Here is an 11664-nt window from a genome sequence, read left to right on the forward strand (position 1 = left end):
GGTGCAGCCATAACTTTCAGGAATGCACTGTTTCAGTGCAAATTATTCATGCTTGTCAATCGCGCCACGGTATAAGGTGGTGAGTATCAATTCCTCGCTGCGCCCCATGGCGGAATACGTGCCTGGATATTGCGCGGGATCGCTGCCCGTGCCGCCCACCAGCATCACCATGCCATTCTTGTGCTTCAAATCGAGCACGAAGGCGGAGACGAGGCCATACGCGTCGCCCAGGTGGCCCACGGCGGAGAAGCTGGCGCCCTCGACCAGGCCATTGCCTCGCCCAGCCACCGCATCGAACTGCTGGTTGCCCAGGCCCCAGGCGCGGTACAGGCCCTGTTCGCTGTTGCCATTGCCTCCATCGGGCGCCAGCTGCCATTGGCGGGCAAACATCCGCGCGATGCTGGCCGGCTGCAATAATTGTTTTCCCTGATAGCGCCCACCGTCGAGCAGCATTTGCATGACGGTGCCCAAGTCAGCGGCGGAAATGCGCAAGCCGCCCGTGGGACTGAAGACGGTGGCGTTGCTGCCGATCACATAACGTTCGATGCCGGCTGGCGGGCGCTGGTCAACATCATCGGCCTGGGCGATCCACGGGCCGTGCGGCTGCCAGACTTCCGTCTCCAGCGTGCGCTTGCGGTACAGGGTGGCCGTGTTCGCCAGCTCTTCCTTGGAAAATGCCGCCGGATTGTAGCCGCCGTGCACATCGAGGGGATCGAGCAGCAAACGCCGCATCAGCAAGTCGAAGCGTTCGCCCGTGACTTTTTCCATCACGGTGCCGATGACTCCCCAGTTCAAATTGGCATACGTGAAATAGCGGCCCGGCGGCATGGCCGCATCCCACATGAGGTCGCCGCCAGCCGTAAACACGTCGCGCAGGCTGCGTTCGGGGCCCCAGGCATAGCCGCCCGCGTCGCGCAACGAGGAAGTGTGGCTGAGCAGGCTGCGCAGGGTCACGGCTTGCTGGGGGAAATGTGGGTTGCGGAGGGAAAAACCCAGATAAATGCCCACGTCCTGATCCAGGCTCAGCGTGCCCTGCTCGACCAGCCGCATCAGGACCACAGTGGTTATCATCTTCGATACGGAAGCGATGCGAAACAGGGTGGCCGGCGTCACCGGCAAATGCTGCGCCGGCGTGGCGCCGATGTGCCGGTAGCCAAATTGCTGTTGATACGACACCTTGCCGTGGCGGATGGCCAGCACGGACAGGCTGGCCAGCGGGTGGAACGGATCATCGACGATGGCGGCCAGCGCCGCATCGAGCGCGCGTTGCTGTGCGAGTGGCACGAGTTGCTCAGTGCCGCTGCCGGGTGGGGCGGCCAGTGCGGTCCAGGTCGTACCCAGCAGCAGCAAGCCCAGCAAACCCGTCATTTTGTCGATCATGCTTTCCCTGTGTCATGGTGAATAGATGCCTTGCCAGCATAGGGTGGGATGCTTGACTACGCCAATGAAAATTGCTTATTTATCTATAATGCAAAGCTATACCCACGGTAAAACATTGTTTTTTTAAGTGTATAACCGTTATTTATGGTCATTTTCCATATATTCATGGGTGGATGGGCTACGCGCAAGCGCCATCGCTATTACACTAGGAGGACAAGGAGAACTGTATGAGCCAGACCAGCGTAGAACTCAAGGTCGATTTAAATGACAATTCGCCTTTATATATGCAGATCGCCCGCAAGCTGAGCGATGACGTACGCAACGGCCGCTACCAGGTAGACCAGGCCCTGCCCTCTGAACGTACCCTGTCCGAACTGCTTGACGTATCGCGCGTGACTGCCCGCAAGGCCATCGACCAGCTCGTCGAGCAAGGCCTCGTCGTGCGCCGCCGCGGCTCGGGCAACTATATTGCCCCGCGCATCGAGCAGCCGCTGTCGAACCTGTCGAGCTTTTCCGAGCAACTGCAGCAGCGCGGCTACCGCCCCGGCTCGCGCTGGCTCAAGCGCGAAGTCGTCATTGCCAGCAGCGATGAACAGCTGAGCCTGGGCCTGGCGCAGAACACGAAAGTGGCGCGCCTGGAGCGCTTGCGTCTGGCCGACGATGTGGTGATGGCGTATGAAGTGAGCGTGCTGCCCTTCAGCGTGGTGCCGGACCCGGCCACCATGGGCGACTCGCTGTATGAATACTTGAGCAGCATCAAGAAGGCCCCCGTGCGCGCCTTGCAGCACATCCGCGCCATGAATGCGACGGATGTGCTGGCCAAGCAACTGGGCATCCCCGATGGCCAGGCCGTGTTGTTCATCACGCGCATCGCCTACCTGGAGTCGGGCGAAGCGGTGGAGCTCACGCATTCGTATTGCCGCAGCGATCATTACGATTTTGTCGCTGAAATGCGCCGCGCGCCGTAACAAGGCGGCCTGCCACGATTTTTCTCCCATCCATAAGCTCCCGTTATGCCTGCACGCCAAGCTTTCATGGCTGATCTTGCACATCGGTATTAAACTGGTTTCACGTTCAACCATGTTCTGAAATCATGTTGAAAACTGAAACCCCGAGCCGGCGGCATCCGGATCTGGATCTGTATCCCGTGGAGCAATTGGTGGCGGCGCTGGTCGATGACCAGTTCTGGGCCGTCGAAGCCGTGCGGCTGGCCTCGCCGCAGATCGCGGCCGCCATCACGGCCGCCCTGCCCCGTATCGCGGCCGGCGGACGCCTGCTGTATGTGGGGGCCGGCACCTCGGGCCGCCTTGGCGTACTCGACAGCGTGGAACTCAATCCCACGTTTTCCTGGCCGCCCGAGCGGGCCGTCGCCATCCTGGCCGGCGGCGCCGGCGCCATGTTTGCGGCCGTCGAAGGCGCGGAAGATGATTTATCGCAAGGCGAGCGGGATTTGCTGGCCTTGCAACCGCAGGTCAACGATGTCGTGATCCTGCTGGCTGCCTCGGGCGCCACGCCGTATGTGCTGGGCGCGCTGCTGGCCGCGCGCACGGCAGGTGCCTTGACGATCGGCATCGCCAACAATGTGGGCGCCCCCGTGGCGCACGAGGCGCAATGCGGCATCGTGCTCGACACAGGTACGGAAGTCATTTCCGGCAGCACGCGCCTGAAGGCGGGCACGGCGCAAAAAATCACCCTGAACACGATTTCCAGCGCCTTGATGGTGGGTTTGCACAAAACTTACGGAAACTTGATGGTAGACTTGAAGCCGACCAATGCCAAGCTGATCTGGCGGGCGGTGCGTCTGACCATGCATGCCACCGGCGCCAGCGAAATGCAGGCCAGGGCCGTGCTGGAGCAATGCCACTATCACGTCAAGGTGGCGATTGTTGCCTTGATCAAAAAAATCAACACAAACCAGGCACAGGCATTGTTGGCCGGCGCGGACGGCAGTGTGCGGGCGGCACTGGCGGCGTGATCCGATGGCGCGGCATTCTTCTGTCTGGGAGACCAAGAAGGATGTATGGAGCTAGTGAAACAAACCGCCCCGGTGCGCACGAATAAGCCGTGGCTGTGGATCCCTTCCCTGTATTTCGGCCAGGGCATCCCCTATGTCGTGGTCATGACCTTGTCCGTGATCATGTACAAAAACTACGGTTTTTCCAATACGGATATCGCCCTGTACACCAGCTGGCTGTACTTGCCCTGGGTCATCAAGCCCCTGTGGTCGCCCTTCATCGATATGTACCGCACCAAGCGTTTCTGGATCGTCGGCTTGCAACTGGTGATCGGCGCCGCGCTGGCGCTGGTGGCCCTGACGACGTCCTTGCCGCACTTTTTCCAGATCAGCCTGGCCATCTTCTGGCTGATGGCCTTCAGTTCCGCCACGCATGATATCGCCGCCGATGGCTTTTATATGCTGGGCCTGGAAGAGCACCAGCAGGCGGCCTTTGTCGGCGTGCGCAGCACGTTTTACCGCCTGGCGATGATCGCGGGCCAGGGTGGCCTGGTGTTTCTTGCCGGCTATCTGACGCATGCGACGGGAAATGTACAGCTGGCCTGGTCCGTCGTGTTCGCCATTCTGGCGGGCCTGTTCATCGCCCTGTTCCTGTACCACTATTTTGTCTTGCCGAAACCGAAAGATGACCGCCCCAGCATCCAGGACGCCGGCGTTTCACCGTTGCAAGAATTCGTCGCCACCTTTGCCGCCTTCTTCAAGAAGAAGGATATTTTCGTCATCCTGGGCTTCTTGCTGCTGTTCCGCCTCGGCGAAGCGCAACTGCTCAAATTGGCCGCGCCCTTCCTGCTCGACCCCGTCGCCAAGGGCGGCCTGGGCCTCAGCACGGAACAGGTGGGCCTGGTCTACGGCACTATCGGCGTGATCGCCCTGACCCTCGGTGGCTTGCTGGGAGGATTCATCATTTCCCGCTTCGGCTTGAAACGTTGCCTGTGGATCATGGTGCTGTCCGTGCATTTGCCCGACCTGGTCTTCGTCTACCTGGCCAGTGCCTTGCCCAGCAGCATCTATGTGATCGCCGGCGGTATCGCCTTGGAGCAATTTGGCTATGGCTTCGGTTTCGCGTCCTACATGTTGTACATGATCATGGTGTCCGATGGCGCGCATAAAACGGCCCATTACGCCATTTGCACGGGTTTCATGGCCTTGGGCATGATGTTGCCTGGCATGGCCAGCGGCTGGATACAGCAAATGCTTGGCTACCAGCACTTCTTCATCTGGGTCTGCATCGCCACCATTCCTGCTTTCATCATGGCCGCGCTGGTCAAGATCGATCCCGAATTTGGCAAGAAGGCCGAGGCCTGATTCTTTTGAACCGTGCGCCCGCATGGATGGCGGGCGCACAGTAAAATGCCCGCACCGATACACCTGCGCTCCACCACTGCAAGGAATTGTTTTGTTGTCTACTTTCAAAAAACGTCTGGGCGCCGCGGCTGGCGTGCTGGCCGCGTTGGCCACCGCCACATTGCTCAGCAGCTGTACCAGCACCAAAATGCCCTCCGCAGTGACGCCGGGCGACGCGGGTTTGCCGGCCGTGCCGCCCGTGCAGCACATCACGGGTGAAGTGCCGCCGCCGGCGCCGCGCGAGTTCCGCGCCGCCTGGGTTTCGACGGTTGCCAATATTGACTGGCCCAGTCGCAGCAATTTGCCGGTCGCCAAGCAGCAAGCCGAGGCAATCGCCATCCTCGACCGCGCCAAGTCCTTGAATCTGAACGCGATTGTGCTGCAGGTGCGGCCCAGCGCCGATACGATTTACCCGTCGCAACTGGAGCCATGGTCGGAATACCTGACCGGCAAGCAAGGCCAGCCGCCATTGCCCATGTATGACCCGCTGGCCTTCTGGGTGGCGCAGGCGCATGCGCGCGGCCTGGAATTGCACGCCTGGTTCAACCCGTACCGGGCCCGCCACGCGACGGCCAAGTCGCCGCTGGCGCGCGACAGTTTCGCTTCCACCAACCCGGCGTCCGTCAAGCAATACGGCCGCTACCTGTGGATGGATCCGGGCGACGCCGCCGCCTCGAAGCACACGACGGACGTGGTGCTCGACGTGGTGCGCCGCTACGATATCGATGGCGTGCACATCGACGATTACTTTTATCCGTACCCGATCGACGCGCCCGGCGCCGGTGCGGGAGCCGAGACGGCCGCGCTGGACGCGGGTAATGGCGCCGCCAAGCGCGAACTGCCGTTTCCCGATGAGCCTTCCTGGCAGCAATATCTGCTGGCCGGTGGCCAGCTGGACCGCCCTTCCTGGCGCCGCCAGAACGTCAACCAGTTGATCGAATCCTTGTACACAGGCATCCACCGCGAAAAGAGCTGGGTGCGCTTCGGCATCAGCCCGTTCGGCATCGGCCGTCCCGACCGCCGCCCTGCCGGCATCGTCGGTTTCAGCCAGTACGATAAATTGTATGCGGATGCGGAACTGTGGCTGGCCAAGGGTTGGCTCGATTACCTGTCGCCGCAGCTGTACTGGCCGGTGGCGCAGGCGCCGCAAGCGTTTGGCGTGCTGCTCGACTACTGGCTGGCGCAAAATCCGTATGGCCGCCACGTGTGGCCAGGCCTGTACACGAGCCGCATCGACAATTCCGCCAAGTCCTTCACGCCGCAAGAGATCATCAAGCAGATCGAAGTGACGCGCACGCGTCCCGGCGCGAATGGACAAGTGCATTTCAGCATGGTGCCCTTGATGCAGAACCGCAAGGGTGTCAGCGAGCAACTCAAGGCGACCGTCTACCAAAGCCCTGCCCTGATTCCCGCCACACCGTGGCTGGGCAAGGAAGCGCCGGGCACGCCCGTGCTGGCCTTGCGCCGCGATTCCACCAGCCTGAACGTCAAATTGACGGCGGGCAGCGGCAAAGCCGTGGCGCAGTACGCCGTCTGGGCCCGCTACGGCGAAGACTGGCGCTTTAGCGTGGTCACGGGCATGCAGGGCGAGCTGACCCTGGTCGACGATGCCACCGGTAAAATCAACGCGGTGGTGGTCAGCGCCGTGGACCGTCTTGGCAATGAAAGTCCCCGCGTCACCGTGCGTGCACCGTTTACGGCCGCCGCCAAGTAATTGTTGACCGTTCAACGGTAGTCCATAACCTGCAGGCATGAAACATGCGCAAGCTTTCATGCCTGCAAGCTCAGCTTGGCTTTACACTCTTGCCATGATTTCCTTCCCTACAGCCAATAATGCGGTGCCCGTGCTGGGCCTGGGCATCGACGCGGGCGGCACGCAGACGCGCTGGGCCCTGGCCACCGCCGACGGCGCCATCGTGGCCGACGGCGCCGTGGAAGGCTTGTCTGCCTTGCAAATGAGCAGCGATGCGGGCCGCGCCGCCGTGCACGCGACGTTTACCAGGCTATGCCAGGCCGTGCTGGCTGTCGGCCGGCCGCGTGCCGTGGTGGCGGGCTTGACGGGTTTTGGTGGCGACGATGTTGTGCTGGCGCAAACACTGGCCACTTTGCTGGCGCTGGACGCCGCCAACGTCAGCGTGGGCAACGATATCGACATTGCCTATCGCGACAGTTTTGAACCAGGTCAGGGTTATCTGGTCTACGCTGGCACGGGCTCGATCGCCGCATGGATCGATACGGATGGCGTGTTTCACCGCGCAGGCGGGCGCGGCGTGCTGCTCGACGATGGCGGCGGCGGCTACTGGATCGCGCGTGAAGCCTTGCGCCACATCTGGCGCCGCGAAGATGAGGCGCCCGGCAGCTGGCGAAGCTCTCCCATGGCCGAGGCCGTTTTTGCGCATATCGGCGGCAGCGATTGGTCGCTGTCGCGCGCCTTCATGTATGGACAGGACCGGGGCGCCATCGGCCGGCTGGCGCTGGCCGTGGCCGCCAGTGCGGATGCCGACCCGCTGGCGCTGGACATCTTGCAGCGCGCGGGACAGGAACTGGCGCGCCTGGCGCTGGCCCTGACGGCGCGCTACGGCCCCCGTCCCGTGGTGCTGGCGGGGCGCGCGGCGCAGTTGCACCCGGCTATCGCCGCTGCCATGCGCGCCGCTTTGCCTGTATCGTTGCAGATGGAGCAAAAAGTTGCCCGCTCGCATGAGGCCGCAGCCAAGCTGGCGGCCAGGACCGCCAGCTTGTATACCGGCAAAGACTGACTATTTTATTAACCCGAACATGGATCTTTCATGAAAAAAATCGCCCTCGCCCTGCTGGTGGCCCTGCTCACCGCCTGTAGTACGCCCGCGCCGCACCTCGACCATAGCTTGACGGCGCGCAGCCAGAGCCCGCGCGTGAAATTCATCGTCATCCATTACACGGTCAGCGACCTGCCCCGCTCGATCAAGATCCTGACGGAACAAGTCGTCAGCAGCCATTATTTGCTGACCGACACGGACAAGCCGAAGTTTTACGTGCTGGTCGACGAATCGCGCCAGGCCAATCACGCGGGTGTGAGTAACTGGAAGACTTATACACAGTTGAATGTCAGCTCGATCGGCATCGAGATCGTCAACCCCGGCTACAAGGACACGCCGGAAGGCCGCCTCTGGTATCCCTTCCCGCAGGCACAGATCGATGAGCTGATTCCGCTGCTGAAAGATATTCAGGCCCGCTACAACATCGCGCCGGAAAATATCCTGGGCCACAACGAAATCGCCCCGCAGCGCAAGCAGGATCCGGGGCCGCTGTTCCCATGGCGCCAGCTGGCCGATGCGGGCCTTATTGTCTGGCCGGACGCGAACCGCGTGGCCATGCAGCGCCTTATTTTTGAGCAGCAAGTGCCGGACGCCGTCTGGTTCCAGAAAAAGCTGGCCCAGCATGGCTATGCGACGCCGAATACGGGCATCTTCGACGAAGCGACGCGCAATGTGCTGATCGCCTTCCAGATGAAATACCGCAATACGCTGTTTGACGGCATGCCCGATGGCGAAACGGCGGCCCTGCTGGAAGTGCTGACGACGCCGGCCCCAGCGGTTGCAACACCTGCTGTTGCAACAAAGTAGCATGGCCGTTCCAGCCCATGACTTTTTCTTATATGCTGAACGTTGACGGTCCAGGTGGCCACGGCAAGGTAAAGGAATAGCTCATGCGGCTGCGTCATATCGAAGTGTTTCACGCCATCATGCAAGTCGGCACCATCAGCGGCGCCGCCCAGGTGCTGCATATCTCGCAACCGGCCGTGACCAAGGTCTTGCAGCATTGCGAGTTGCAACTGGGCATGCCGCTGTTCGAGCGCGTGCGGGGCAAGCTGTATCCGAAACCGGAGGCGCACCGTTTGTTTGTCGAGACGGAAAAGCTCAACCGCGATTTATTGGGCATCCGCCGCCTGGCTGCCAGCCTGAAGGGCCATGCGGTGGAAACCATCCGTTTGGTCTCCACGCCGACGCTCGCCATCAGCGTCTTGCCGTTCGCCATGACGGAGTGGCGGCGTGACTTTCCCCACACGCGTTGCCAGCTGGCCACGCATCACACGGGCGAGATCGTCAATACCCTGCGCCTGGGTGAAGCGGACCTGGCCGTGTCGCTGCAAGACCCGCGTCATCCGGGCATCGTGGCCGAACCGATCGCGCACGGTGTCATGACGGTGATCGCACCGGCTGGCACCTGGCATGCGGCCGACTGCGGTACGCCCTTGACGGCGCATGGCCTGAATGGCGAGCTGATCGGCCATGCGGACAACGATCCGCTGGGCGAACTGGTGGTGGCCGCCTGCGAGGCGCAGGATATCCACCCCGTCTTTAGTACCGTGGTGCAAACCTATCAAATTGCCCGTTCCCTGGTGGAAGCGGGCGCCGGCATGGCCGTGGTCGACCCGTTTACGGCCGCGTCCGGCTCACCCGAGCGCTTGCAGCGCCGTCCCTGGGCACCCACGATACCGATTCAACTGTATTTATTGACGGCGAGCCACTCGCCGCTGTCGCATGGCGCGCGGCGCCTGGCCGACAGCATTGGCGTGGCGGCGCGCAACTGCCTGGAAAGAGGAGTGTAATGTCTGTTGCAAGTTTGCAATTGGAAGCGGTTGGCAGCGATCCGCAATTTCGCCACCTGAGCAGTATCGCCGGTATCGCCGTCGACTTGCGCTACGCCACGCCCGACAATTTCGTCGGACGCGACTTATACAGCCCCATCGATTGCGCCTGGCTGCACCGCGATGCGGCCGCTGCGCTGGAACAGGCCGTGGCCTGGCTGGCCGCGCATCGCCCCGATCATCATTTATTGGTGCTCGATGCCCTGCGTCCGCAGCGGGTCCAGCAGCAATTGTGGGATGCGCTGCAGGGAACCGAGTTGCTCGGCTACATCGCCGAACCGTCGCGCGGCTCGATCCACTCGTTCGGCATGGCGCTTGACATCACCATCGTGGGACGGGACGGGCAGGAACTGGACATGGGCACGGGCTTTGACGACTTGAGTGAGCGCTCGCACCCGGCGCTGGAGCTGGCTTTGCTGGAAAGCGGGGAGATTACGCAGGAGCAGGTGGCGCACCGCCGCTTGTTGCGCGACGCCATGTTCCAGGCGGGCTTCTTCGGCATCAACAGCGAATGGTGGCATTTCGATTGCGGCGACCGGGTGCTGGTGCGCCAGACCTACACCCGGGTACTCTGACTAGAAGACCTTTAATCCCTTCAGCATCACGATCAGGATCAGTACGGGCGAGACAAAGCGCAGCAGGAACAGCAGCACATGCGCCAGAGTTCTATTCTGCAACTGGCCGTGATTGCTGATCGCCTCGATGAAATGCTGTTTGCCCCAAGCCCAGCCTGTAAACAAGGCAATCGCGATGCCGCCCACGGGCAGGAAGATATTCGACGACACAAAGTCGAACAGATCAAACATATTCAAATTAAACAGCTTGAAGTCCGCCAGGGTACTGTTGCTCAGGGCGCACACGGACCCGAGCACGGCCAGCAGCAGCATGGTCACCACGGTGGCCTTGGTGCGCGTCCAGCCGAAACGTTCATGGAAGATCACCACGGGCACTTCCATCAGCGACAGCATCGCGCCCGTGGCGGCCACGGCGGCCAGGATAAAGAACACCACCATCAGGACTTGCCCCATGGGAATTTGCGAGAACACGGCCGGAATCGTGATGAATACCAGCGACGGTCCCGCGCTGGGGGCGAAACCAAACGTGAACACGGCAGGGAAGATGGCGATGCCAGCCAGCATGGAGACGCCGAGGTCGGCGGCCATCACGCGTAAAGTCGTGACGGGGATATTCTGGTCATCGCGGAAATAGCTGCCGTAGGTCATCATCGTACCCATGCCGACGGACAATTTAAAGAAGGCCAGGCCCATGGCCGTCAGTACGACGGAAGCCGTCAGCTTGGAAAAATCAGGACGGAACAGGAAAGCCAGTCCTTCGGCCGCTTTATCGAGCGACAGGCTGACCGCGCACAGTAGCAGCAACAGCAGGAACAGCAGTGGCATGAGTTTCTTGGCGATCGCCTCGATGCCCTTGGTAACGCCCAGCATCAATATGCCACCGATAAACAGCAGCACGCCCCATTGCCAGAACAGCGACTGCAGGGGATTGCTGATCAGGGAGGCGAAGGCCGCTTCCGTCACCAGTTTGTCGCTGCTGAGGATGGAGCCGTCGATGGCCTTGGCGATATACGCAAACACCCAGCCCACCACTTCCGAGTAAAACGCGACGATCAGGAAGGCGGCGACCATGCCGATCACGCCGACCAGCCACCAGGGTTTGCCCTTGGGCGCCAGTTGTTCCATGGTGGAGATCGGATTGACCTTGGCGCTGCGCCCCAGGGTGATTTCCGCGATCATCACGGGCAGGCCTACTAATAAGGTGGCGAGTAAATAGATGAGCAGGAAGCCGGCGCCGCCATTGGCGCCCGTCAGGTAGGGGAACTTCCAGATGTTGCCGAGACCGACTGCGGAACCGAGGGTGGCGGCGAGCACGCCGAAGCCAGTGGTAAAGCCAGCTCGTTTCAGGGTCAGGCCTGATCCTTGAGCTTGTTGTTTCATGGTGAATCTTCTATGGTGGGACGCGAATTTGCGCTGAGGGGGCGAAATTGTAGCAGTTGGCCGCAAATACCCCGGAAAAGCCTTGCTACTACTGGGGCGCTTTGCTATAGTTCGCCTCCCCAATGAGACGCAGTCAAATGCGGCACTTGAGGATCACCGGAAACGGCGATGAGTAGTAAAAGAAGGAGTTGACGGATTTAGTGAAATGCTTCATACTCTTCCTTCTTCGCAGCTGACAAACACAACGCTTTGTCGATAGCGCGAAAGCAGTACCGAATACCGTTCTTTAACAATTAACAGTCGATAAGTGTGGGCATTTGATGTAAGTGCAGCGTCAATCTTCG

Annotated in this window: 10 protein-coding genes; 8 read left to right on the forward strand and 2 right to left on the reverse strand. The window is 61.2% G+C overall.

Annotated features, from left to right (window positions below):
* Window positions 1–42: 42 nt before the first annotated feature.
* Entirely contained in the window at window positions 43–1380 is a 1338-nt protein-coding gene (locus O0882_RS27305; RefSeq protein ID WP_289953094.1) for a serine hydrolase, read from the reverse strand.
* A 227-nt stretch (window positions 1381–1607) separates the two neighbouring features.
* On the opposite strand from O0882_RS27305, the gene O0882_RS27310 reads away from it, so the two are divergent.
* From O0882_RS27310 to O0882_RS27345, 8 genes are all read left to right on the forward strand, one after another.
* The gene (locus tag O0882_RS27310; protein ID WP_289953095.1) at window positions 1608–2348 is read left to right on the forward strand and encodes a GntR family transcriptional regulator; all 741 of its coding nucleotides are present in this window, start codon (window positions 1608–1610) and stop codon (window positions 2346–2348) included.
* Between the two features lie 125 nt (window positions 2349–2473).
* A complete protein-coding gene (locus O0882_RS27315) occupies window positions 2474–3355 on the forward strand; it encodes an N-acetylmuramic acid 6-phosphate etherase (RefSeq protein ID WP_289953096.1) in 882 nt (293 codons plus the stop codon).
* Window positions 3356–3400: 45 nt separating this feature from the next.
* Window positions 3401–4699 carry an MFS transporter gene (locus O0882_RS27320; RefSeq protein WP_289953097.1) on the forward strand — a complete coding sequence of 433 codons (1299 nt, stop codon included), beginning with the start codon at window positions 3401–3403 and terminating at the stop codon, window positions 4697–4699.
* Window positions 4700–4790: 91 nt separating this feature from the next.
* The gene (locus tag O0882_RS27325; RefSeq protein ID WP_289953098.1) at window positions 4791–6452 is read left to right on the forward strand and encodes a family 10 glycosylhydrolase; all 1662 of its coding nucleotides are present in this window, start codon (window positions 4791–4793) and stop codon (window positions 6450–6452) included.
* 94 nt (window positions 6453–6546) lie between these two features.
* A complete protein-coding gene (locus tag O0882_RS27330; protein WP_289953099.1) occupies window positions 6547–7494 on the forward strand; it encodes a BadF/BadG/BcrA/BcrD ATPase family protein in 948 nt (315 codons plus the stop codon).
* A gap of 30 nt (window positions 7495–7524) precedes the next feature.
* Window positions 7525–8340: an N-acetylmuramoyl-L-alanine amidase gene (locus tag O0882_RS27335; protein ID WP_289953100.1), complete on the forward strand. Its 816-nt coding sequence runs from the start codon at window positions 7525–7527 to the stop codon at window positions 8338–8340.
* Between the two features lie 83 nt (window positions 8341–8423).
* A complete protein-coding gene (locus O0882_RS27340; protein WP_070288989.1) occupies window positions 8424–9326 on the forward strand; it encodes a LysR substrate-binding domain-containing protein in 903 nt (300 codons plus the stop codon).
* The gene (locus O0882_RS27345; protein WP_289953105.1) at window positions 9326–9940 is read left to right on the forward strand and encodes a M15 family metallopeptidase; all 615 of its coding nucleotides are present in this window, start codon (window positions 9326–9328) and stop codon (window positions 9938–9940) included. The genes O0882_RS27340 and O0882_RS27345 overlap by 1 nt, the downstream gene beginning before the upstream one ends.
* On the opposite strand, the gene O0882_RS27350 is transcribed toward O0882_RS27345, so the two are convergent.
* Window positions 9941–11320, reverse strand: a complete 1380-nt coding sequence (locus O0882_RS27350; RefSeq protein ID WP_289953107.1) for a sodium-dependent transporter — start codon at window positions 11318–11320, stop codon at window positions 9941–9943. It abuts the gene before it with no gap.
* Window positions 11321–11664 lie beyond the last annotated feature (344 nt).

This window comes from Janthinobacterium sp. SUN073, from assembly GCF_030397665.1.
Taxonomy (GTDB): domain Bacteria; phylum Pseudomonadota; class Gammaproteobacteria; order Burkholderiales; family Burkholderiaceae_D; genus Janthinobacterium.

What these genes read in the sequence shown, in the direction of transcription:
- O0882_RS27335 (WP_289953100.1), top strand. Translation starts at nt 7,525, where the DNA reads ATGAAAAAAATCGCCCTCGCCCTGCTGGTGGCCCTGCTCACCGCCTGT.
- O0882_RS27330 (WP_289953099.1), top strand. Translation starts at nt 6,547, where the DNA reads ATGATTTCCTTCCCTACAGCCAATAATGCGGTGCCCGTGCTGGGCCTG.
- O0882_RS27320 (WP_289953097.1), top strand. Translation starts at nt 3,401, where the DNA reads ATGGAGCTAGTGAAACAAACCGCCCCGGTGCGCACGAATAAGCCGTGG.
- O0882_RS27305 (WP_289953094.1), bottom strand. Translation starts at nt 1,380, where the DNA reads ATGATCGACAAAATGACGGGTTTGCTGGGCTTGCTGCTGCTGGGTACG.
- O0882_RS27350 (WP_289953107.1), bottom strand. Translation starts at nt 11,320, where the DNA reads ATGAAACAACAAGCTCAAGGATCAGGCCTGACCCTGAAACGAGCTGGC.
- O0882_RS27315 (WP_289953096.1), top strand. Translation starts at nt 2,474, where the DNA reads ATGTTGAAAACTGAAACCCCGAGCCGGCGGCATCCGGATCTGGATCTG.
- O0882_RS27340 (WP_070288989.1), top strand. Translation starts at nt 8,424, where the DNA reads ATGCGGCTGCGTCATATCGAAGTGTTTCACGCCATCATGCAAGTCGGC.
- O0882_RS27345 (WP_289953105.1), top strand. Translation starts at nt 9,326, where the DNA reads ATGTCTGTTGCAAGTTTGCAATTGGAAGCGGTTGGCAGCGATCCGCAA.
- O0882_RS27310 (WP_289953095.1), top strand. Translation starts at nt 1,608, where the DNA reads ATGAGCCAGACCAGCGTAGAACTCAAGGTCGATTTAAATGACAATTCG.